Source organism: Pseudoxanthomonas sp. UTMC 1351 (genome assembly GCF_040948865.1).
GTDB lineage: Bacteria > Pseudomonadota > Gammaproteobacteria > Xanthomonadales > Xanthomonadaceae > Pseudoxanthomonas_A.
Genome location: NZ_JAVGJT010000004.1, coordinates 205,269 through 226,917, shown reverse-complemented (window position 1 = coordinate 226,917; position 21,649 = coordinate 205,269). Strand labels below are relative to the sequence as shown.

Below are 21,649 nucleotides of genomic sequence, written 5' to 3'. Positions count from 1 at the left end.
ATTTAATACGGAGTGGGCATGGCCTGGAACACCCCTGGTAGTGGCGGCGGATCTGGCAACAACGACAGCGGTTCCAATGGCGGCAAGCGCAACCCGTGGAAGCCGCGCGGTGGTGGCGGGAATGGTCCGGGCGATCTGTTGAACCGCTTGCGCGGCATGCTCGGAGGCGGCGGTGGCAATCCGCTGCGCTGGGTCGCGATCGGCCTGGGTTTGCTGATCCTGTTCAGCAGTTTCCAGCTGATCGGCGAACAGCAGCGCGGCGTGGTGCTGCGCTTCGGGCAGTTCTCCCGCGTGATGCAACCCGGTCCCAATTTCAAATGGCCATGGCCGATCGAGAGCGTCACCAAGGTCAACGCCACCAAGATCGAAACCTTCAGCAACACGGTACCGGTGCTGACGCGCGACGAGAACATCGTCACCGTGTCGTTGAATGTCCAGTACCGCGTCGGCGATCCCAAGCTGTATCTGTATGGTTCGCGCTATGCCGATGAGGTGTTGAAGCAGGCCTCGCAAAGCGCTGTGCGCGAGCAGGTCGGCCGTTCCGATCTGGACACCGTGCTGGGCGTTCGCGGCCCGTTGGCCACATCCGCGAAAGAGCGCTTGCAGGCATCGCTGGACGCCTACCGGACCGGATTGGTCGTGACCGAACTGAACCTGCCCGACGCGCGTCCGCCAACGGAAGTGCAGCCGGCGTTCGATGAAGTGAATAGTGCCCAGCAGGTTCGCGAGAGCCTGGTCAACGAAGCGCAGGCCTATGCTGCCCGTGTGGTGCCGGAAGCCCGCGGTGAAGCCGCGCGCCTGCGCACCACGGCAGAAGGCTACAAGACCGCCAAGATCGCCAAAGCCACTGGTGATGCGGAACGTTTCAGCCTGCTGCAGGAGCAGTACAAGAACGCGCCTGACGTCACCCGCAAGCGCCTATGGCTGGAAACCGTGCAGCAAGTGCTGGCCGGCAACCGCAAGGTGGTGGGCGGCGATGGCCGCCAGCTGATCTACGTGCCCATGCCGGCGCAAGCCGGTGCCGCGACCACGGCAACCGCGCCCCCGGTGCTGCCGCCGGAAGCGGTGATGCCGACGGTGGAAAGCACATCGTCTTCGATCCGCAGCGCGGAGCGCAGTCCCCGCCCGACCGGCCGTGAAGGAGTAGAACGATGAAAATGTCCGTACTGGTGGCGGTCGCCGTGGCCGCGCTGCTGGCCCTGCTGGGCTCGGTCTATGTGGTGCGCGAGGATCAGACCGCGCTGGTGCTCAACCTGGGTCGCGTCGTACGTGCCGATATCAAGCCCGGCCTGCATTTCAAGTGGCCGCTGGTGGAATCGGCAAGGATCTTCGACCGCCGTTTTCAAGTGCTGGAAACCCCGGCGGAACGCTACCTGACGTCCGAGCGCAAGGACGTCAGCATCGACTTCTTCGCCATCGGCTTCATCTCTGACGCGCGTGCGTTCTATCGCGCCACCGGCGGTGACGAAAAGCTGGCCAATGCGCGCCTGGCGCCGATCATCACCGATTCGCTGCGCAACGAAATCAACGCGCGCACCTTGACGCAACTTGTTTCCGGCGACCGCAACGAGGTCATCGCCCAGCAGCTGAAATCCATCAACGATGGCGCGGCCACCTTGGGCATGCATATCACCGACATCCGGCTGAAGCAGATCGACCTGCCCACCGACAGTCAGGTGATCACCGACGTCTACAACCGCATGAGCGCACAACGCAAACAGGTGGCCAGCCGTCTGCGCGCCGAAGGCGAAGAGCAGGCACGTACGATCCGCGCCGAAGCCGACCGCGACCAGACGGTACTGGTAGCCGAGGCCGAGCGCGACGCACAGCGCCTGCGCGGTGAAGGCGACGCCACCGCGGCGCGCGTCTACGCCGAAGCGGCCAATCGCGATCCCGCGTTCTATGCGTTCCAGCGCAGCCTGGAGGCTTACCGCAGTTCGTTCGCCGACGGCAACGGCGTAATCGTGCTGGAACGCGACGATCCGTTCCTGCAGTACCTGCGCAGCGATAGGTAAGGTGGAACGGGGAACAGGCAACGGGGAACCGGGAATGATGGTTCCCCGCAGCGGATAGTCCTATGTCCGCTGTCAGCCAACCTCTATTCCCGGTTCCCTATTCCCCGTTCCCGGCTCTTCCATGAAAGAACTGATTGCCGCGCTCTGCCTGGTTGCCGTCCTGGAAGGCCTGTTCCTGTTCGTGGCGCCTGGCGGCTGGAAGCGCGCCGCCGAGCAACTGTTGTTGTTGCCCAACGGGCAGCTGCGGACGTTCGGCGGCCTGATCCTGGCAATAGGCCTGCTGGCGCTGTGGTGGGTGCGACACTAAGCCAAAGTAGGCGTGTCGGATGCTGCGGGCCAGGCCGAGGACTGCCTCCCGCTGTAGGAGCAGCTCTGACCGGTAGGAGCTGCGTCTCGCCGCGAGCTCTTCCCATCAGATCGCCATGGCAGCGAAGAGCTCGCGCCGGGACGGCGCTCCTACAGGAGCTTTCCCGATGAATATGACGGCCATTCCGCACTTCCCGCGCCGGAATACCCCGCAGGGGTGGCCCCAGCCACCCGAAACCCGGATAATGCACAAAAGCCGGATGGGCCAGCTCAAAAGAGCCGCACCCTTCCGGCTTTTTCCGTGTCTACGGGGCGACTTGTAGGAGCGACGTAAGTCGCGACCATGCTGCCAAAGGCTGCTACTACAGTGGCCCGCCGCATCCACATTCGCCCTACAACAAACTTTTCTGGAGCTTGCGCAATGGGTCAGTCAGTCGTCGTTCTTGGTGCCCAATGGGGCGATGAAGGCAAGGGCAAGATCGTCGATCTGCTGACGGAGCGGATCGGTGCAGTGGTGCGCTTCCAGGGCGGTCACAATGCCGGCCACACTCTGGTGATCGGTGGCAAGAAGACCGTGCTGCACCTGATTCCCTCTGGCATCCTGCGCGAAGACGCGCTGTGCCTGATCGGCAACGGCGTGGTGATCTCGCCGGCCGCGCTGCGCAAGGAGATCGAAGAGCTGGAGAGCAACGGCGTGGAAGTACGTTCGCGCCTGAAGATTTCCCCGGCCGCGCCGCTGATCATGCCGTACCACATCGTGCTGGATCAGGCACGCGAAAAAGCCGCCGGCGGCAAGGCCATCGGCACCACCGGCCGCGGCATCGGCCCGGCCTATGAAGACAAAGTGGCGCGCCGCGGCATTCGCATCGCCGATCTGCACTACCCGCAGCAATTGGCCGAACTGCTGCGCACGGCGCTGGATTACCACAACTTCGTACTGACCAAGTACCTTAACGCCGACGCGGTCGATTTCCAGAAGACCCTGGACGAAGCGCTGGAATTCGGCGAATACGTACAGCCCATGAAGTACGACGTGGCCGGCATCCTGCACGATCTGCGCAAGCAGGGTAAGCGCGTGCTGTTCGAAGGCGCGCAGGGATCGCTGCTGGACATCGACCACGGCACCTATCCCTACGTCACCTCCAGCAACACCACCGTAGGCGGCGCACTGGCGGGTACCGGCGTGGGTGCCGACGCCATCGACTACGTGCTGGGTATCGCCAAGGCATACGCCACGCGCGTCGGCGGAGGACCGTTCCCGACCGAACTGGATGACGAGGTCGGGCAGGGCATCCGCGACCGCGGCCAGGAATACGGTGCCACCACCGGTCGGCCACGCCGCTGCGGCTGGATCGACATCGTGGCACTGAAGCGCGCCGTCGCCATCAACGGCATCTCTGGTCTGTGCATTACCAAGCTGGACGTGCTGGACGGCATGGAGAAGCTGAAGATGTGCATCGCCTACCGCTACCGCGGCAAGGAAACCGAATACGCCCCGCTGGATGCGCAGGGCTGGGACGAATGCGAACCCGTGTATCTGGAGTTCCCCGGCTGGACCGAGAACACCCACGGCATCACCGAATGGGAAAAGCTGCCGCCCGCCGCCCGCGCGTACCTGCGCGCGCTGGAAGAACTGTCCGGTAGCCCGCTGGCCATCGTCTCCACCGGCCCGGATCGCGACCACACCATGGTCCTGCAGGATCCATTTGCGTAGGCCTCTTCCCCCTCTCCCTCCGGGAGAGGGTTGGGGGGGTGAGGGTACGGCGAAGTCATTGCAGGTTTGGATGTTCAGTGGTTCACCCGCATTCTTGTCCCCGCTTCGGCCGACTCGCTAAGTGCCCTGGCCCACACGCTGCTCTGGCGTTACTCAAGAAAAGCCCCGCCAAGCGGGGCTTTTTCGTTTCATCCTGATCCAGCGTTGGCTAGTCCGATACATGCGCTGCGGCGAAGCTCGCTGTTTGCGTGACCAGCTCCCTCCCTCGCTTGCGGGGGAGGGTTGGGGTGGGGCGAACGGAGCCGATCAACAGGAGCGGCAGAACGATCATCAAGTGAAGAGACGCCCGATGCCACAGTTTTTAGATGGGTCGAGCGAAGCGACATCCATCAGCCCCGATACCGCGACGCAACATGGGGTAGCGACGCTCGGCCCATTCTACGTTTTGCTCACTGAGCTGATTAACTCGACCGGCAGAATGATTATCAAGTGACGAGACTCCCGATACTCATAGTACGAGTTAAGGACAACGCATTAACCCTTCAAAAATCCCCAATCCCGGCTCGCTGGTCACCGCCATCACCCACCCCCATATCCAGAATCATGGACCTGTTCTCTCCCGCCAACACACCACGAATCCTGGTGGATGATGCCGAAGGCGGCATCCGCTACTGGCCTGATGTGGTGGACGCGGACTGCGCACAGAATTGGTTCGAAGCACTGCGAGACAACGCAGCCTGGCAAGCGCAACGCCGCCCCATGTACGACCGGGTTGTGGATGTGCCGCGGCTGCTCGCCTCCTACCGCATCGAAGAGTGGCCAGCGAAACTGCCGCTGCGAGAAATGCTGGCGATAGTGCGGACACATGCGCCGGCGCCCTACAACGCAGTGGGTTTGAACATGTACCGCGATGGCCGCGACAGCGTGGCGATGCACAACGATAAACTGCACACCATTCTCCCTGGCTTTCCCATCTCGCTGCTATCGCTCGGCAATGCGCGGCGGATGAACATACGTGCGAAAAGCGGCGCCAGCCGCGCCATCGGCGTCGATCTTGAGCCCGGCAGTTTGTTGGTGATGAGCCATGCCTCGCAGCTCACCCATGAGCATGGAATTCCAAAAACCGCCAAGGCAGTGGGGCCGCGGATGAGTGCGGTATTCCGGGTCAGGCCTGAGCGGTATGCGGAGTAGGGGCCTTGACGATCCACCCTGGCCATTCCCAGGCTAGACTCGCACCACCACCACTGCAGCGGAGCGGCGTATGAAAGCATCGGGTTTCGGTCGGCATGCGCATCGTGGCGCGCTGGCAACGGCCGCATTGTTGGCCCTGGTAACGTCAGGCGCGGCGTACGGTGCCGAGCCAGACCGGGCAGCGATCCAAGCGCAGGTTACGCAGCGTCATGACGCCGCGGTGAAAACGCTTCAGGACTGGATTGCGCTACCTTCGATCGCGGCGGAAGACCTCAACGCCAAGCAGGGTGCCGAATACATGGCGAAGCTGGCGCGCGAAGCAGGCTTCCAGCACGTCGAAATCGTCAAGACGAAAGGCAAGCCAGGGGTGTTCGCCACACTCGATGCGGGCGCACCGACTACTGTCGGCGTGTACTTTATGTATGACGTGAAACAGTACGATCCAGCGGAATGGTCTTCGCCGCCGCTGGAGGCGCGCATCATCGACAAGCCAGGCTTGGGCAAGGCGATGGTCGGCCGCGGTGCAACCAATCAGAAAGGGCCGGAGTTGGCATTTCTGATAGCCCTGCAAGCCATCCGAGATGCCAAGCAGAAAATGCCGGTGAACCTGGTCCTGGTCGCTGAGGGCGAAGAAGAGATCGGCTCGCCGAACATTGCGGACCTGGTGCTGCGGCCGGACATCCAGGCTGCATTGATGAAAAGCATCGGCGTATTCATGCCGATGGGACTACAGGCACCCGACGGGTCCGTGACCGTCAACCTCGGTGCCAAGGGTATCGTCGAGTTGGAACTGATCGCCGACGGTAATGCCTGGGGCCGAGGCCCGGCGAAAGACGTCCACTCGTCGCTGAAAGCGATGGTCGACAGTCCGGCATGGCGCTTGGTCAAGGCATTGGACACGCTGGTCTCGGAAGACGGGAACACTGTCGTCATCGATGGCTTCCCCAAGCCGTTGCCGCTGACCGCGGAAGAGCGCGCCATGATCGCCAAGACGGTGGCCGCCCGCGATGAAGCCACGGCTAGGAAGTCGCTGGGCGTGCCGCGCTGGATCGACGATCTGCCATGGGGCAAGGCCAATGAGCGTCTGGTCTCGCAGCCAACAGTCAACATCGAAGGCCTGGTGGGCGGCTACACCGGCGTAGGCGGGAAGACCATCCTGCCGTATCGCGCCGTGGCCAAGATCGATATCCGACTGGTGCCGCCCATGACACGCGACGGTGCGGTCGCGGCGTTGAAGGCGCACCTGGTCAAGCGTGGTTACGGCGACATCGCTGTCAACGTCAGCGGCGGCTACGACCCGACGACTACTGATGCCAAGTCGCGCTTGATCCAGGCGCAATTGGCTGTACTGCAACATAGCGGCGTTGAACCGCTGCTGTGGCCGAGACTGGCGGGTTCGTACCCCGGCTTCGTGTTTACCCAGCCGCCGTTGTCGTTGCCCTCCGGCCATTTCGGTCTCGGCCATGGTGGCGGCGCACACGCGCCCGACGAATTCTTCCTGATCGAATCGAGCAACCCGAAAGTGCAGGGCTTCGACGGTGCAGTGATGTCGTACGTCGACTATCTGTACGAACTGGGAAGCACGACGAGCGGGCCGGCCGCTGCAAACTGAGCAGAATTTTCAGCCATCCAAACAAGAGGTAGAAATCGCTTCCGTAGAGCGGAGCTTGCTCCGCTTCTCTGATGCTACGCGCAATGCAATCCTGCGGATCAACACGCTGTGATGGCAGCCACAGTCGCTCGCTGCTATAAAGTGCGCTCTTCTTTTTTCGAGAGAGCAGCATGGAAACGCAGGAATTACACCGCGGCCGTTTGATCGATCATCTCCAACTGGTCGTGCGTGATCTAGCCGCGAGCCAAACCTTCTATCAAGCCGTATTCGATGTGCTCAAGGTGCCGATGGGTGGCACTGGCGACGGATATTTCTGGGCCGACGAACTATTCTTCTCCACCGCGGATAGCGAAGCGGCACAGGGCGAACTGACCGGCCGTCATCACTTGGCTTTCCAAGCGCAAGACCGCGCCATGGTGGACGCATTCCACAAAGCCGCACTAGCCAACGGCGGTAAAGACAACGGCGCACCCGGCGAGCGCCCATACCATCCCGGCTACTATGCGGCGTTCGTGTTGGACCCAGATGGAAATAACATCGAAGCCGTCTATCACGGCGAAGCACAACGAAGCGCGCCTTCGGTGAAAGTGACCTTCTAGCATTGATTCGCGCAGCGCTCCCCGTAGAGCGGAGCTTGCTCCGCTGCTTTGGACATGCAAAGCCAGTATCCGGCGAAGAGCAGCGGAGCAAGCTCCGCTCTACGATCAGCGCGGAGCATTATCGCGAATTAAGGAACCAACGGTCCGCCTCTCCCGCGGAGCCTGTCGCATCCGCCTGACGACCGTCCGACAAACGGCACGGACAAAGATGGTTTTTCCCTTCCCGAATCACGCACGAATCACGTGCGCGGCTGAATACTCCCGCCCGTTGCATCCGCAGGCACGGTAGATCCGACGAGCGATGCCTCGTCGAAGCGAGGTCCATATGAAGACACGGAAGCGGTCCCCTTGGGCGTTTTTGGTAGGTGGTGCTGTCGCAGCAGTGGGGGCGCTTGCCGAGGGTTCGCCACCCGGAGTGGCACAGGAAAGCGCCAGCGCCATGACCCCCGCGCCACCCATGAACACGCTATCGGTGGAGCCGCGCGTGCCGCGTCTTGGCATCACTCCTTGTGTGGTGGAAATATTTACAGACTTGGTAATCGATAACTACAGCGAAGAGGGCTACTTCGAAGCGTTCGAGTACGCACCGCCTGCCAGCTGTCCTGGTCCGTGGGCGAAGGTCATCCTGAGCGTCGATCTGAGTAGCCCCGATGACGACATACCGCCGTACTACGCCGCGCTGGATAACATAATGATCTCGCTGAGTGACGAGAGCCGCGATCCCGAGCGGGCCATCGAGCTGATGGTAGCCACGCCGCAAATCAACGAAGGTACGGCGAAGTGGCGGGTGGAACGCGATGTTACCGACTACTCCTCCTTGTTTTACGTCCCGCGCCTCGGCTTCGCGATAAATACCGACAACTATTACAGATTTCCCTGCGTCATCTGTGCATCCGCCATCGCCACCGGTCGCTTGATCTTCTACCCGGCAACGGCTATCCAGCCCGCTCCGGATGTACCCGACGCGATTTATTCCGGCGGCTACGGTTGGACTTTTCCGCGTAATGTCGAGCGTGTCTATGTAGATATGTACCTGCAGCCGGAGACTACGACCTGGTTTAGTTGCGTGCCCAGGTCGGCGGTCGCTGACTACCCGATACTCCTCTCCACGCCCGCCGCCATAGGGGACAACTACAATCCCCAAGAAAACAATGCACAAGGCTGCCAAGGTCCCACCTATCGCGACGTGGTGGTCACTGTCGACGGGCAGCCAGCAGGTGCGGCAACCCTGTATCCCTGGTTGAACAGCAATTTGAATATTCGCTTTCCACACAGCGTCGATATACCCGTTCCCACACCGCAATCGATCAACTTGATGCCGGTTCGCGTGGATATCACGCCATTCGCCGCTCTGCTGAGCGATGGCGCTATCCACGGAATCGGTGCCATAGACAATTACGTGGATTTTCTAGCCCAGGGACGTTCTAGATTGAGCCAGGTGCTTGTTTACCTGGATCACGGCTCTCAACAGGTCACCGGGGCGGTGACCGCCAATACCTTGGCCACGGGAGATCCCTGGGCGCCGATGCCGATCGAATCGACCGAGGTACGCAACGAGTGGCGTCAGGAGGGCGACATGCTGCATGGCGATGTAGAGAATCACTACCGACGCCAGTATGAGATCGCCGGCTACGTCAACACGTCGCGCGGACGCATCGACAGCCGGGTCAAGCATGAGCACGTCCTGACCAACGCGCAGCTGGTGCGGGTGGAGGATATGTCCAACTTGGATCGTCACACCTACGCGCAGAATCTGGACTTCGTCAGCGTTACCACCCGCAGCAGCCTGCGCCAACAAGGCACCCAAGTCTTGAGCCTGGACAAGGAGCGTTACCACTATCCGCTCAAGATCGACTACCAGGCCACCGGCGGCGTCGTTACCACCGACGACCGTCTTTCGTACATAGAAAGTGCCAGAACCTCCATAATTCAGGGTCACCATCAACAACGTGCGTTCTATCGTCCGGAGGGCGCCTATGCCAATCGGCTGTACGCCAACTTTGCAGGCAGTCGTTCGTATGATGCGCTGACCGATACCAGCAGGAATTGGTACGGCGCACGCAGCCATTATTTCAACGACAGCGCCGGCAGCTGCTTCCGTGAACGAGTGACGTGGCTGCGCACAACGCTGACTTCGCACACGCAAGGCGAGAGCTGTCCGAACGGCTACAACCGCGTGCGTGGGTTCGCGCATCCGGATGGATCGCCCGAGAGTCTTGGTTGGTTGCGCTGAAGCGCGCTAGTACCGATGTCGGAGGATGTTTCCGCTCGCGACTCGCTGGAGCTGGAAGGGTTGGAAGCACCTAGTCGGAAGCCCTGGGAAAACACAATGTGAAAAGGGCGCCAGGTCCGTCCTGTGCGTTCCCGGCATGCACATCGCCGTGGTGGGCGTCCATGATTTCCTTGACGATGGAAAGCCCGAGCCCGGTGCTCGAGCCGGAACGGTCGAGCCGCCAGAAGCGTTCGAAGAGATGCGGCACGATGTCTTGGCTCAGCCCTGCGCCCATATCGCGAACGGAGACCGCGTTGCCGTCGAGGCGAAGCTCGACAAGGCTTTTCTGCGGCGAATGGCGGATGGCATTCTCCAGCACGTTGCGCAACGCGACCTGGATGGCCGCACGGTCGCCACGCACGTCGTGCGGCGGCGACGCGGTCTTCAGTTCGATATCGACAATGCGTTCGTCGGCCAACGATCTCACCAGCGCCACCGCCTCTTGCGTCACGTTGGCCAAGTCGACCCGCTCGAAGCGATAGCTGCCGATATCGGAAGCTTCCGCCAACTGCAGCAACTGGTTGACGGTGCGCGCCATGGAGTCAATCTCCCAAAGCATGGCCGCGCGTTCTTCGGGTTTCACCCGGATCTCCAACTGCCCACGCAGGATCGACAATGGCGTCTTTAATTCGTGCGCCGCGTTGGCAAGAAAGCGCTGCTGAACCTGGAAGGCGTCTTCTATTCTTCCCAACGAGCGGTTGATGCCGTCCACCATCGGCCTGATCTCCACCGGCATGTCGCGGGTGGAGATGCGCGTGGAGAGGTTCTGCGAGCTGATCGCTTCGACATCGCGCGATGCGCGGCGCACCGGCGCAAGCGAGAACTTCAATCCCACCAGGATGACGACGCCGAACAGCACCAGCGCAATCGCTCCCACCGCCGTCGAGGTCTCCACCACCACCGGCAACATCGCCTCTGCCGTCAACTCAAAGAAGCGATCGCTGCGGGCCGTCTGGATATACAACTGGCCAGCCTGCGTCTTCGTGGGGTACGTCGCCACGTACATGCCGTCGCCGGTCTGGAAATAGTCGTCGCCCAGACGCAGCGGCTTTCCCGGCGGGGTTAGCGCAACCGAACTGCCGTCCGATGAAAACAGCACCTTGCCGTTGCTGTCCAATACCCGGTACTTCAGGTTCTGGAAGTAGGCGTCATAGCCCCATTTCATCGGCTGATGTAAATCCAGGCCGAGCTTGCCATCCGGATCGAAACGCAACGCGTCCGCCAGATCTTCGGCCTGGCCGGTCAGCCCGTCGCGCACCATCAGGTCGGATCCTTCGCGAAAGATTTCGTGCAGGACCACCACATAGAAGCCCGAGGCCAACAGGAACGCCAGCAGGGTGTCGCGGAAGAGTCGTCCTCTAAGGCTTTTCGGCCGCAACCAAGGAAAGCGCATACCCGACTCCTCGATGATTGATTACGTTGGCCCGGGAACGCGCATCCCGCAGCCGGCGGCGCAAGCGGTGGATGGCGACCTCGACGGTATTGGCGGTGAGTTCGGCAAACGGTCCGAAGGCAGCGTCGGCCAGCTCGTTGCGCGACATGACCGCGCCCTTGCGTTCGGCCAGGACCGACAGCAGTCGGAACTCTCCCGAGGTGCAGCTGATGGTGTTGCCATCGACGCTGACGCGCGCGGCGCCGATGTCCACGCAGAGATTCCCGATCTGGAACGACAGCGGCGCGACCTGTTGGCGGCGGCGGAGCATCGCCTTGACCCGCGCGACCAGTTCTTCCAGCGCGAACGGCTTGGTGAGGTAGTCGTCGGCGCCATTTTCCAGGCCGTCGACGCGGTCATGGATCGCATCCCGCGCTGTCAGCACCAGACAGGGGATGCCATTCCCCTCCGCCCGCAGCTTCTTGATCAGCGATAGTCCGTCGCCATCGGGCAAGCCGCGGTCGACGATCAGCACGGCATAGTCGTGCTGTTTCAATCCGTACTGCGCCGTCCGACTGTTGGCATACACGTCCACCGGAAGACCGCTGCGTACCAGTGCGTGCTGGATGATGCCGGCCAGCCTCTCGTTGTCTTCGACGACACCTATCCGCATGCACTATCCCCGATTCCATCCCTCGCATCAGAACGTGTAAAGGTACGCCAGCGCCAATCGCGGCGAACCGCTGTCTTCGATCAACGGACTATCCTTGATGGCGCTGCCGAAACCACGGTACTTGACGCTGCCAAGCAGAAGATGCCGACCGAAAGCGCGCTGGAAATCGATGCCGACGTCGAAGTTGGTGCTCCCGCCGGCGTCGTAGTACGGACGTGTTTCGGTCGCCTCGTTGGCTCGGACGCCATAATAATAATTCGTGAACTTGGCGTCGTAGCGTTCTATGCCGACTTTCGGCATCAGGGTCCATTTGCCCACTTGGAAGGGATACGCGTAGTAGGCCGAGGCACGATAGCCCTTGCTCGCACTGGCCGATTTCAGGAACTCGACGGTGGTATCGCCCCAGTCGGCGCTGTGTTTCACTTCGCCGCCGAAGTGAAGGCTGGCCTTGCGCTCCGCCATGCCTTCGAACAAAGCTTCCTCGTCCGGCTCGTAGCCGTCGAACCGGTACTCGCCGCGCAAGCTGGCGCTCCATGCATCGCCCTGCCATAGCTGGTATTCGGCCTGCGGGCCCAGAATGCGGAGGCGCTTGCCCTGATAGAACACCAGCGAAATCAGTTCCGCTTCGGTCGAACCACCGGCATAGCCCTCATTCTCGTAGAGCGTGCCGATGCCCAGGCCCCATGTCGGACCCAGCGATTGCGTGGTGGGGAACAGTTCTTCGGCCATGGCCGGCGCGGAGCAGGAGATAGCGAACAATGCGGTGATCAAGCACGCTTTCTTCATGACGGAGTACCTGTGTGGGGGAAGTCCGCGCAGTCTGTCCAGGCCCGCCTTACATCCGACTTACATCTCGAAAGCCGCTGCCGTTTACGGGGCGTCCTGCGGTTGCCCCTTCGCAACGGCACGGGTGCGGTTATCCGATGCGTGCACAGCACGCCGCCACCTATTCCTGCCCCTCCTGCGGCGCGCGGCGGCGCTAAAGAAAGCCCGAACCCAACCGCTAACCCATGGGTGCGTAGCGTGGGTTGGTTTCTTCAACTCTCGTTCCCGTGAGGTTTTTGCCGACCGAGCCGGCTACCCGCCCGCTATTTGGCAGGCCACGCCCGGCGAACGCGCTACCATTGCCGCGTAGGCGAGTGCTGGAGGGGAGGGTAGGACGCTGATCCGGTATCGACATCCATCTGGAGCGGCGGCGTGCGCCACCACTCCAATGTCCGCAGGGGGAGCGGCATGAATCCTATCTTGTTCTGGACAGCGGTTACTGCGGCGGGGCTCATCGTGCTGGTGGGTATCGGCTGGCTGTTCTCGGTGCCTGGCAATAAGCGGCGCAGGCAAGCGGCAATCGACTTCGAAAAGATCGACGGGCCGACCCGGGCCGGCATCTTGGTCATGATCGACCAGCATGCACGCGCTGGTGTTTTCAGAGTCCTGTACCTGCGCAGCACCGCCGCCACCCCGTCGTCACTGGCGCGTATCGGTGGTCAGCCGCTAGCGCGCGCTGGCGAACCCTGGCCCACCGGCGAAGACGGTGAGCCGGGTAAGTTCCTGCTGCAATTGCCGCTTCCTGCCGTGGCAGGCAAAGCCTGGGAAGGCCGCCTGATCGTTGTGTACATGGTGCAGCAAGCACTGCTGGTCAGAAGCTATAGCGGTGCCCACCTTGACGAACTGGTTCCCCAGACCGACCCCACGAGCACCGCGGTGGAACCTGTTGGCTTGCAAGCGGTAGCAATACCCACCGCAGCGGATGACGGGCACGGCGCGGACCTTAATCTGGCCGAGCAGCTCATCAAGGAAGTCCCCGGCCTTGAATCCAAATTAGCGGGTCTGACCGCGTACCCAGCACCGGTACTGCTGAAGCTGTTGGCCGGTCACGCCGAAGCCGGAGACATCCGCTTGGAAGATGTAGTGCTGGTCGGCGACGCGCCGGCGCTCATCTCGTCCACCCATGACCCGAAATGCCTGATCTGCCACCAACCCATGCGGTTCCTGTTCCAGCTCGCCGACGCCACCCAAAGTTTCGGGCTGGGTGATTGCGGCGTGGGTTATGTCTATGGGTGCGATACGCATCCTGAGTTTTGCCAGGGGTTTGTTGACTGCTACTGATTGGTTACGCGGGTGCAGTAGCCAACTTCCGACGCCAGCAGTGCGTTGAGATCACTGCTGGCGCATGTCCTTGGCCTCCGCGAGAAACCTTGGTGATCCTCAACGACATCGACATGGTGTAGTCGGCGCAAGCTGATACGCCGGGCATGCTCTTGCCGGCTTGTATTTTGGGAAGGAACGCCGTGGATTTGAACCACACTACGCACTTGGAGGTCACGCGAAGGAGACCCCGCAGGGGCGGGGCCGCCTTATCGCACAACGGGTAAACACCCAGGAACTATTCTTTCACCGGTGTCGAGCCATTGGCCGACTTGACCAGGTCGATGCCGGCTTCGCAGTCGGCTTTGTTGTTGTAGCCTTCGCCGGAGTCGGCGATTTTCTTGTGGTTGACGGCGTGTAGTGTCCAACGCCATTGGTTTTCTTTGTCCCTATAAAGCTTGAAGTACATGAGTCCACTCCCTTGCTGGGCGCCATATCCGGCGCAGGTGTTGTTGGTGTCCCATTACCACCAGGGGACATAGGGGTATACCGGGAAGGGAGGAGAGAACCGGCCATGGATGTTGGTTTGAACGCGAATCGAGCGGTTCTAGTAAATGCATTTACTAAGTTGGATTTATTCGGCGCTGCACGGGGCCATTGAAGTGCTGCGAGTCAAGCTGTTCGGGCGCGAAGTCCGTCAGGTCGTCTGAATAGCAAGAGCAGCGCAGCAAGCTACGCTCTACGAGGAGCGTTTCGTACGGGCTTGGTTGTTGAAGGCGACTGAGTAGGATGTGGTGAGCGAAGCGAACCGCATCGGTCGCGAGTAGCTGCGGCACGAAAGGATTTCGTCCCGTCCGGACGCGAACGATGCGGTGCGCCTGCGGCTTACCGCATCCTACGGTGCTGTTTGGGCCGTCTGGTTGTTCTTGAATCCATTCGGTGGGAAGGCGCCGCTCTGCGTGGCGTTGTTCATTCGGTGGACCTGGCCCCACCCTATGCCATACGGTCGCCAAGTCCCGCTTCATTGATTACGCTTCGCGTCCAAGGGCGAATGGGATGTCGATTTTCATTCTGTTCGTTCGACGTATGGGTAAGTCCGCTTGTGGGCGCTAAAGGAGACGATTGTGGAAAAGATCACGATTGAGACGGTGGTAAACGCGAAGCTGGAAAAGGTCTGGGACACTTGGAACAACCCGGAAGACATCACGCAATGGAACTCCCCGCACGAGTCTTGGCATACGACCCGCAGCGAGGTCGATCTGCGCGAAGGCGGTAGGTTCGTATCGCGGATGGAAGCCAAAGATGGCAGCGCGGGTTTCGATTTCGAGGGTGTCTTCACCCGTGTCGATCCGCAGAAGGCGATCGGCTACCGGATGGGCGATGGCCGTGAGGTCGAGGTCGAGTTCGAAGAGCGCGCCGATGGCGTTCTGGTGAGGGAAACGTTCGATGCCGAATTGGAGAACCCGGTTGAGTACCAGCGTGAGGGCTGGCAGTCGATCCTGGACAACTTTGGTCGGTATGTGGAAGCGAAGGCTTGAGTTGGGGACACTCGGCGAGTCGGCTATGGCAGATTCGTCATGACCAGCCATTCGGCTGTTGAGAAGCGTTTCCGGCGCAGCCGGGACCTAGAGACTGTTGTCCATCCGGATCGCAAGGCACTGGGTCCCGGCCTTCGCCGGGATGACGGTAGATTATTGTTCCAGGTAAAGATTTAGATCAGAGTTAGCTCCGGCACCTGGCAGATAAGATTGGACAGCGTGGAAAGTATGAGTGAGCCGGATATTCCGCGTAATCGGCTCATCAAAATGAACAAGCATCCTGGATAAGGCCGAAGGCTGCACCTGGGGGTGTGGGGGTTCCGTGTAAGGCGTCCTGTGTGCTGCGGTTGTTCGCCATCTGGTCGCGCTGCGGCGCTCTTCATCGCACACGCTGGGCAGCTACCGGGGGCGCGGATTCGCCGATCAGGTTAGGCGCATCCGCAACGCATGCAGCTGCTGGTAATGCTGGCGGCATTCTTCTGCCACTTCGGCCGCTGCGCCTGACAACGTGATCTCTTTTTCCACCAACGGTTCGAAGCCGGTCGATTCCCATACGTGTGCGTACCAATGCGGTGCCCAAATGCCGTCGCTGTCGCGCGGGCCTTGGGGCCAGTGCAGCATGCGATCGGTATAGGGAATGCCCAGCCAGTCGCAGAGTGCGCGCAGGTGCGTTTTGGGCGCGCGCAGGAAATCGCCAGCGTCGATGATGGGCGGCGGTGCGCCGGCTTGACTGAGTTCCTCATATAACGCTACTTGTTGCGGCAGGCCGATATCGTCCGCGGTGATGTTGGCGCGCGATTTGACATAGGACGCCACCACTTGGCGCGGGTCGCGGATCAGCAGCACGTTGCGCAGCTGCGCGATCCAGCCGTGATCGATATGGGGCAGCAGATGGTGAGTCATGTGCTTCTGGTACCACACCGCTGCACCGCCAGGTGCCGGCCCCAATAGCGAGGTGACGACGCGCCGCCAGTCGGTTTCACCATCGGCGATGACTTCCTCGCGTGCGGGATGGTCCAGGCCGGTGTGATCCAGATAGTGCGCATACAGCGGTTCGTCGCTGACGGCGCAATCGCCGCGATTTTCCCAGGCGCGCATCATGGCGGTGGAAATATTGCGCGGTCCTGACCACATGGCCACGCGCAGCGGTGCAGGGTGCTGACTCATGTCGGTCTCCTTCATGCCGGACGCGCGCGCTGGGCGACGTCTGCCGCCACGAGTTCGCGATACAGCGACTGCAGCCGTTGCACCATCGGCCCGCGCGCGTCGCCGCTATCGGTGTCGCTGCTATAGGTGGTGTTGGCACCGTCTCCAATGCGGCGGCTGTCGATAGTATGTACCGGCACCACCCCACCGAAGGTGCCCGTGACGAAAGCTTCATCGGCGCCGTAGACGTCGGTCAGGCTGAAGGATTTTTCGAATACCGGAATGCCGTTGTCGCGGCATAGTTTGATGACGTTCGCGCGGGTGATGCCGCCCAGGCAGTACTGGCCGGTGGACGTCCACACTTCGCCCTTGCGCACAATGAAGAAGTGGGTGGAATTGCAGGTGGCGACGAAACCGTGCGGGTCCAGCATCAATGCTTCGTCCGCGCCGGCGCCGTAGGCCTGGATGCAGGCGGTGATGCAGTTGAGCTTGCTGTGCGAGTTGAGCTTGGGATCCTGCACGTCGGGAAAGCCGCGGCGCACGTGCACGGTGTACAGCGATACGCCGCGTGCGGCAGTTTCGGGCGAGGCGACCTTGTATTCGGGAATGATGACGATGGTCGCCGGACCTACGGTGACACGCGGGTCCTGGTAGGGCGTGCGCTTGACGCCGCGGGTGACCATCAGCCGCACATGCACCCCAACGGCAGGCGCGCCGTCGCCGTGCATGCCGTTGGCGTCCAGCGTTGCGTACAGCGCACGCGTCAGCTGTTCGCGGGTCAGGCCGATGTCCAGCATGATGGCCTTGGCGCCTTCGTACAGGCGGTCAAGATGCGCCTCCAGGAACACCGGATGGCCCTGCGCAATGCGGAAGCCTTCCCAGACGCCGTCGCCCAGCACGAAGCCGCTGTCGAACACCGACACCACCGCCTCATTGCGATGCTTGAGCACGCCATTGACGGAAATCAGGATGTCGGCATTGCGGGGGTCTTCACTCGAATGCTGGGTGCCCTGGGTCATGCGGTTCTCCTGGTTCGACGCTGTGATCGACCGATGGTAGCCGCCGCACGCCATGCCGTGAACCTTTCGCCCGGCCCCGACTACGTTAGCGACAAGCGCTGGGGAGTCTGTGTGGAGCGAGAACAAGCCAACCGTGAACATGTTGACGGAACGCGGATTCGGCCCATTGCGCCGGTACGCGCTGAAGCTGACGAATAGCGCATCGCCATGTCACCCGCTTGCAGACCCAACGACAGGAGCTTGAGCGCCGGGCCCCTATGATGAGGCGAAGAGCAGCCAATCAAGGACAGGCTTTCCCCTGATCGATCTCGCGCTAATCGGTGGGCCAGGGCCCACCCTATGTTCGTCAAGGCCCGCCCTACTCGGCGACTGCTTTTTCTGGCCAGGGTTCTTTCCATGCGGGTAGGCGCTTCAGGCCATCCAGCCAGCGCACGATGTTGGAGAAGGTTTGCAGCGGCATTTCCGATTCACGCCAGTGGCTGGCCATGGATGCCAATGCAAAATCGGCAATGGTCAATCGATCGCAGGCGACGTAGCCACGGCCTTCCAGATGGCCGTCCAGTACTTCCGCATAGCGGAGCAGCTCGGGAACTGCCGCGGTCACTACTTCCTTATCGGGTGTACCGAAACCGAAAGTCGATTTGACGATGTGTTCGAAATAGAACGGCGACACGACTTCCGACCAGTGCTGGTCGTTCCATGACAGCCAGCGCAGCACTTCCACCTGTTCAGCCGGATTATGCGCCGGCCACATGTCCGATCCGGTCTTGATGCACAGGTACGCCATGATGGCCGAGGACTCCCACAGCACCGTGTCGCCGTCCACCAGCGTGGGCGCTTTCTTGTTGGGGTTCAGCGCGGCGTACTCTTTCGTCTTCAGCCCGCCGGCCATCAGATCCACCTCCACCAGTTCCGCCTCGATGCCCAGATGCCTGACCAGCGCCAGCACTCGCTGCGGCGCCTGCGCCTTGATCCAGTAGATCTTCATGCCGTCTCCGATTTGTAGGGTTGTCTCTGATAGACGAACAGTGGAGCGGTGGATCGACAAAGGTCTGATGAAAGCTGCGAAGCAACTCATTCGGCATAGGGCGGGCCCTGGCCCGCCGTCGAACCATTCGTCATCCTTGGGTTCCTGGTCGGCCCCGCCTAGCCGATGGACGCCTTCCCGCGAGCGGCGTTGAGGGCTTGGCCCCGACCTACGACCCCAGCTTCATTGTGCCGATGCTGTTCGCCTTCACCCGATTTTGCTCCGTAATTAACGCCTGCCGCGCCAAGGTCTATGCACCTCTCAGGAGCTCGCGATGAAGTACAAGCATCTCCAGTTCGGCGCGGGATTCCGCGTGGCGTTCAATGTGCGGCGGGCACAGGCGGCCGAGATGGTGATCGCGCCCGGCGACAGCGAAGGCGGGCCGGACAATCGCCACCGCGGCGCGGACCAGTGGCTGTATGTGGTGTCGGGAACCGGGCTGGCTATCGTGGATGGCACTGAGCAGAAATTACGCGCCGGCAGCCTATTGGTTATCGAGAACGGCGAGACCCATGAAATCCGCAACACCGGCCGGGTTTTATTGAAGACTTTGAACTTCTATTACCCACCGGCGTTTGATGACGACGGCGAACCTCTGCCTGCTGGGGAGCCGTAGCTCCTGGTAGAACCGAGCTGCGCCCCGCGATATTGCGGAGTCATTGGCAGCGAGGCCGTCGCAACGGCAGACGATAACGAATAGCCGCTTTAAATACCCTCAAGGTTGAGCAGGGCCGCGAAAAGCAGCCGAGCAAGCTCGGCTCTACCAAAGCGCCAGCATCCGATTCTCCGCACCAACTATCGGCACGGGTGCCGCGCGCGGGCCTGGGCTAAGGTGCGCTGCTGGCGCCTGCCTGACTCACTGGGATCGCGAATGAACGTATACCGTCGGGCTCACGCAAAGTGCTGGACCCTGGCGGCCGCATGGCTGCTGCTGATCTCTCCACTGCATGCGTTGGCTGCCACACCACTACATTCCTCGTTCGATATGCAGGTGCCGGTTGCGCCCAGCTTGATCAACGTGGGTGGACAGCCTCAGTGGATCTATGAAGTGTATGTGACCAACACCAGCGACAGCGCAATGGAACTGACGCGCGTGCAGGTGTTGGACGGGCAGGGTGGTGCCATCGCCGACTTGCACGGCACCGGCCTGGAGAAGCGTTTGGGTGGCGCCGGCCGTACGGTGGAAGGCGCGCAACGGCGGACCTTGGCGCCAGGCGCGCACGCCGTGCTTTATCTGGAAATCGAAGCAGGCAAGCACGCGTCGACGCCGGCACTGAGTCATCGCCTCGACTACCGCATCATGCGCAAACAGGGACCAGTGGAAGCGACGGTCGATGGCGCGCGTACCGCAGTGAACACTGTGCCGCTGCCGGTGCTGTCGCCGCCGTTGCGGGGTGGTCCGTGGATAGCGATCCACGAACCCTCCTGGACCCGTGGACACCGACGCATGGTGTATGCCGTCGCGGGCCGCGCCCACATTCCCGGCCGCTACGCCATCGACTGGGTCAAGCTGGATACAAAAGGTCGCATCACAGCGGGTGACGAAGATCGCCCGGCCGATCACTACGGTTACAGTGAAGACGTGCTGGCGGTGGCTGATGGCGTAGTGGTAGCGGCACGCGACGACATGACCGAAAGCGCCAGCATCGCCGCGCATCCGCGGCATGCGCTGGCCGATGCCACCGGTAACTATGTGGCACTGGAAATCGGTGGCGGTCGCTACGCGTTCTACGAACACCTCAAGCCCGGCAGCCTGCGCGTGAAGATCGGGCAGCGCGTGCGGCAAGGCGAGGTCATTGGCGCGCTGGGTTTCACCGGCGATTCCTCCGGCCCGCATCTGCACTTCCATTTGGCCGACGCCAATTCCCCGCTGGATGCCGATGGCATGCCTTTCGTGCTGGCGGGCTTCACGGCGCTGGGTGCGTATCCATCGTTGGATATCTTGGGCAAGCAGCCTTGGCAGCCGCTGGCGTCATCGGAAAAGGCGCATCGCCGCAATGAGCGGCCGGCACCGAATACCGTGGTGCAGTTTCCGTAGCAGCGCCCCGCGATAGCACCGGATCAGTGGCAATCAGGCCGTCGCAACGGGCCGGTGAAAGCGAATAGCCGCTCTACGGGCTTGCGATGGAGTGGTGGCGGAAAGTAGAACGTCCGTTCTCCACCTTCCCTTCGCGCGGATTGCGCTACAACGATGCGTCACGGTGATGTGTCGCCGACTGGCTGTGACAAGCAGCGTCATGGGAAAAGAACATGAATCAGCGCACCCAAAATCAGCACGACCCACGCGAGAACCGCGAAAATATTCATCGGCACCGGCCCGGAGATGAGCCGCAGGGACGGCACGACACCGCGCTGCGGGGCATGGGCGGTAGTGGCTACAACTACCCCGATGAACGCCACCACGGCGGTTCCGGGCCTTCACCTCAACACGGCCGCAATCGCGATGACTTGGGTGAGGGCGAATACTATGGCGATGCCCGTTACGGCGGCACCCGCGATCCGCTCAGCACGTCCTCGGTAGGGTGGGGCGGCGAAGGCGGCGGCTTTGCCGGCTACACCCGAAGCCGCGATCGCGACGCCGCGCCATTGGGCGGTGGCGTGTTGAGCGGGGACAGGATGCCTCGCGGCATACCGGACGAGGGCCGCACCGGTGTTCGCAATGCGTCACGCATCGATTATCGCGGGTTCGGTCCGCGAAGCTACCGGCGTTCGGACGCGCGCATCTACGAAGACGTGAACGAACGCCTGGCGGCGGATGCCGAACTGGATGCGGATGACATCACGGTAGAAGTGAGCGATGGCGTGGTCACCTTGAACGGCACCGTCCAAGAGCGGTGGATGAAACACCGCGCCGAAGATTTAGTCGACAGCTGCCGCCACGTACAGGACATCCAGAACAATATCCGTGTCGCACGTAGCGACGGCGGTGAATCGCCCCGTTCGACCGAGCGAGCGGTTTCACCGCTGGACATCGCCGAATCCACTGGCGGCTCAGCGATGGCGAATGAGTCTCCCGGAACACGCAAAGACAAGTCCACATACTGAGACGCTCGAGGGCAACCTAAGCGTTCTTCTGGTAG

The 21,649-nt window shown here is 61.7% G+C and carries 20 protein-coding genes; 13 read left to right on the top strand and 7 right to left on the bottom strand.

All coding sequences use genetic code 11. The features are described from left to right. Positions 1-18 precede the first annotated feature (18 nt). The 8 genes from hflK (at position 19) to AB6O04_RS02935 (ending at position 9,670) form a co-directional block, all read left to right on the top strand. Complete coding sequence (gene hflK, locus AB6O04_RS02970) at positions 19-1,155, top strand: FtsH protease activity modulator HflK (protein ID WP_368562198.1); 1,137 nt, start codon at positions 19-21, stop codon at positions 1,153-1,155. Continuing rightward, complete coding sequence (hflC, locus tag AB6O04_RS02965) at positions 1,152-2,015, top strand: protease modulator HflC (protein WP_368562197.1); 864 nt, start codon at positions 1,152-1,154, stop codon at positions 2,013-2,015. The genes hflK and hflC overlap by 4 nt, the downstream gene beginning before the upstream one ends. 121 nt (positions 2,016-2,136) lie before the next feature. After that, complete coding sequence (locus AB6O04_RS02960) at positions 2,137-2,322, top strand: DUF2065 domain-containing protein (protein ID WP_368562196.1); 186 nt, start codon at positions 2,137-2,139, stop codon at positions 2,320-2,322. Between the two features lie 420 nt (positions 2,323-2,742). After that, the gene (locus tag AB6O04_RS02955) at positions 2,743-4,035 is read left to right on the top strand and encodes an adenylosuccinate synthase (RefSeq protein ID WP_368562195.1); all 1,293 of its coding nucleotides are present in this window, start codon (positions 2,743-2,745) and stop codon (positions 4,033-4,035) included. Between the two features lie 603 nt (positions 4,036-4,638). Next, on the top strand, positions 4,639-5,226 hold the full coding sequence (locus tag AB6O04_RS02950) for an alpha-ketoglutarate-dependent dioxygenase AlkB (protein ID WP_368562194.1): 588 nt from the start codon (positions 4,639-4,641) through the stop codon (positions 5,224-5,226). Positions 5,227-5,296: 70 nt separating this feature from the next. Continuing rightward, positions 5,297-6,838, top strand: a complete 1,542-nt coding sequence (locus AB6O04_RS02945; protein WP_368562192.1) for a M20/M25/M40 family metallo-hydrolase — start codon at positions 5,297-5,299, stop codon at positions 6,836-6,838. A 170-nt stretch (positions 6,839-7,008) separates the two neighbouring features. Then, positions 7,009-7,437: a VOC family protein gene (locus AB6O04_RS02940; RefSeq protein ID WP_368562191.1), complete on the top strand. Its 429-nt coding sequence runs from the start codon at positions 7,009-7,011 to the stop codon at positions 7,435-7,437. 439 nt (positions 7,438-7,876) lie between these two features. Beyond that, positions 7,877-9,670, top strand: coding sequence for a hypothetical protein (locus AB6O04_RS02935; RefSeq protein ID WP_368562190.1), 1,794 nt, complete (start codon positions 7,877-7,879; stop codon positions 9,668-9,670). 70 nt (positions 9,671-9,740) lie between these two features. Here AB6O04_RS02935 and AB6O04_RS02930 read toward each other — a convergent pair whose 3' ends face one another. From AB6O04_RS02930 to AB6O04_RS02920, 3 genes are read right to left on the bottom strand one after another with little or no spacing between them, the layout of a single operon-like run. Next, positions 9,741-11,102, bottom strand: a complete 1,362-nt coding sequence (locus AB6O04_RS02930) for a sensor histidine kinase (protein ID WP_368562188.1) — start codon at positions 11,100-11,102, stop codon at positions 9,741-9,743. Next, positions 11,068-11,754, bottom strand: coding sequence for a response regulator transcription factor (locus AB6O04_RS02925; RefSeq protein ID WP_368562187.1), 687 nt, complete (start codon positions 11,752-11,754; stop codon positions 11,068-11,070). Before AB6O04_RS02925 ends, AB6O04_RS02930 begins: the two co-directional genes overlap by 35 nt. 27 nt (positions 11,755-11,781) lie before the next feature. Next, positions 11,782-12,540, bottom strand: coding sequence for a MipA/OmpV family protein (locus tag AB6O04_RS02920; RefSeq protein ID WP_368562186.1), 759 nt, complete (start codon positions 12,538-12,540; stop codon positions 11,782-11,784). 447 nt (positions 12,541-12,987) lie between these two features. On the opposite strand from AB6O04_RS02920, the gene AB6O04_RS02915 reads away from it, so the two are divergent. After that, positions 12,988-13,860, top strand: a complete 873-nt coding sequence (locus AB6O04_RS02915; RefSeq protein WP_368562184.1) for a hypothetical protein — start codon at positions 12,988-12,990, stop codon at positions 13,858-13,860. A gap of 277 nt (positions 13,861-14,137) precedes the next feature. Here the strand turns inward: AB6O04_RS02915 and AB6O04_RS02910 are convergent, their stop codons facing one another. Continuing rightward, complete coding sequence (locus AB6O04_RS02910) at positions 14,138-14,308, bottom strand: YegP family protein (RefSeq protein ID WP_368562183.1); 171 nt, start codon at positions 14,306-14,308, stop codon at positions 14,138-14,140. A 655-nt stretch (positions 14,309-14,963) separates the two neighbouring features. Between AB6O04_RS02910 and AB6O04_RS02905 the strand changes: the two genes are divergently transcribed. Further along, on the top strand, positions 14,964-15,377 hold the full coding sequence (locus tag AB6O04_RS02905) for an SRPBCC domain-containing protein (RefSeq protein WP_368562182.1): 414 nt from the start codon (positions 14,964-14,966) through the stop codon (positions 15,375-15,377). Between the two features lie 423 nt (positions 15,378-15,800). Here the strand turns inward: AB6O04_RS02905 and AB6O04_RS02900 are convergent, their stop codons facing one another. The 3 genes from AB6O04_RS02900 to AB6O04_RS02890 form a co-directional block, all read right to left on the bottom strand. Then, positions 15,801-16,544, bottom strand: coding sequence for a hypothetical protein (locus AB6O04_RS02900; RefSeq protein ID WP_368562181.1), 744 nt, complete (start codon positions 16,542-16,544; stop codon positions 15,801-15,803). Positions 16,545-16,555: 11 nt separating this feature from the next. Continuing rightward, positions 16,556-17,542: an aminotransferase class IV gene (locus tag AB6O04_RS02895; protein ID WP_368562179.1), complete on the bottom strand. Its 987-nt coding sequence runs from the start codon at positions 17,540-17,542 to the stop codon at positions 16,556-16,558. Positions 17,543-17,900: 358 nt separating this feature from the next. Beyond that, entirely contained in the window at positions 17,901-18,530 is a 630-nt protein-coding gene (locus AB6O04_RS02890; RefSeq protein ID WP_368562178.1) for a glutathione S-transferase family protein, read from the bottom strand. A 313-nt stretch (positions 18,531-18,843) separates the two neighbouring features. Between AB6O04_RS02890 and AB6O04_RS02885 the strand changes: the two genes are divergently transcribed. From AB6O04_RS02885 to AB6O04_RS02875, 3 genes are all read left to right on the top strand, one after another. Continuing rightward, a complete protein-coding gene (locus AB6O04_RS02885) occupies positions 18,844-19,185 on the top strand; it encodes a cupin domain-containing protein (RefSeq protein WP_368562177.1) in 342 nt (113 codons plus the stop codon). A 255-nt stretch (positions 19,186-19,440) separates the two neighbouring features. Further along, complete coding sequence (locus AB6O04_RS02880) at positions 19,441-20,607, top strand: M23 family metallopeptidase (RefSeq protein WP_368562176.1); 1,167 nt, start codon at positions 19,441-19,443, stop codon at positions 20,605-20,607. A gap of 212 nt (positions 20,608-20,819) precedes the next feature. Then, positions 20,820-21,614 (top strand): BON domain-containing protein, encoded by a 795-nt coding sequence (locus AB6O04_RS02875; protein WP_368562175.1) that lies wholly within the window; start codon positions 20,820-20,822, stop codon positions 21,612-21,614. Positions 21,615-21,649 lie beyond the last annotated feature (35 nt).

Excerpts from the sequence above, each read along its gene's own strand:
- AB6O04_RS02950 (WP_368562194.1), top strand. The coding sequence starts at position 4,639 with ATGGACCTGTTCTCTCCCGCCAACACACCACGAATCCTGGTGGATGAT.
- AB6O04_RS02920 (WP_368562186.1), bottom strand. The coding sequence starts at position 12,540 with ATGAAGAAAGCGTGCTTGATCACCGCATTGTTCGCTATCTCCTGCTCC.
- AB6O04_RS02875 (WP_368562175.1), top strand. The coding sequence starts at position 20,820 with ATGAATCAGCGCACCCAAAATCAGCACGACCCACGCGAGAACCGCGAA.
- AB6O04_RS02930 (WP_368562188.1), bottom strand. The coding sequence starts at position 11,102 with ATGCGCTTTCCTTGGTTGCGGCCGAAAAGCCTTAGAGGACGACTCTTC.
- AB6O04_RS02890 (WP_368562178.1), bottom strand. The coding sequence starts at position 18,530 with ATGAAGATCTACTGGATCAAGGCGCAGGCGCCGCAGCGAGTGCTGGCG.
- AB6O04_RS02915 (WP_368562184.1), top strand. The coding sequence starts at position 12,988 with ATGAATCCTATCTTGTTCTGGACAGCGGTTACTGCGGCGGGGCTCATC.
- hflK (WP_368562198.1), top strand. The coding sequence starts at position 19 with ATGGCCTGGAACACCCCTGGTAGTGGCGGCGGATCTGGCAACAACGAC.
- AB6O04_RS02925 (WP_368562187.1), bottom strand. The coding sequence starts at position 11,754 with ATGCGGATAGGTGTCGTCGAAGACAACGAGAGGCTGGCCGGCATCATC.
- AB6O04_RS02885 (WP_368562177.1), top strand. The coding sequence starts at position 18,844 with ATGAAGTACAAGCATCTCCAGTTCGGCGCGGGATTCCGCGTGGCGTTC.
- AB6O04_RS02880 (WP_368562176.1), top strand. The coding sequence starts at position 19,441 with ATGAACGTATACCGTCGGGCTCACGCAAAGTGCTGGACCCTGGCGGCC.
- AB6O04_RS02940 (WP_368562191.1), top strand. The coding sequence starts at position 7,009 with ATGGAAACGCAGGAATTACACCGCGGCCGTTTGATCGATCATCTCCAA.
- AB6O04_RS02955 (WP_368562195.1), top strand. The coding sequence starts at position 2,743 with ATGGGTCAGTCAGTCGTCGTTCTTGGTGCCCAATGGGGCGATGAAGGC.
- AB6O04_RS02910 (WP_368562183.1), bottom strand. The coding sequence starts at position 14,308 with ATGTACTTCAAGCTTTATAGGGACAAAGAAAACCAATGGCGTTGGACA.
- hflC (WP_368562197.1), top strand. The coding sequence starts at position 1,152 with ATGAAAATGTCCGTACTGGTGGCGGTCGCCGTGGCCGCGCTGCTGGCC.
- AB6O04_RS02900 (WP_368562181.1), bottom strand. The coding sequence starts at position 16,544 with ATGAGTCAGCACCCTGCACCGCTGCGCGTGGCCATGTGGTCAGGACCG.
- AB6O04_RS02895 (WP_368562179.1), bottom strand. The coding sequence starts at position 17,542 with ATGACCCAGGGCACCCAGCATTCGAGTGAAGACCCCCGCAATGCCGAC.
- AB6O04_RS02960 (WP_368562196.1), top strand. The coding sequence starts at position 2,137 with ATGAAAGAACTGATTGCCGCGCTCTGCCTGGTTGCCGTCCTGGAAGGC.
- AB6O04_RS02945 (WP_368562192.1), top strand. The coding sequence starts at position 5,297 with ATGAAAGCATCGGGTTTCGGTCGGCATGCGCATCGTGGCGCGCTGGCA.
- AB6O04_RS02935 (WP_368562190.1), top strand. The coding sequence starts at position 7,877 with ATGACCCCCGCGCCACCCATGAACACGCTATCGGTGGAGCCGCGCGTG.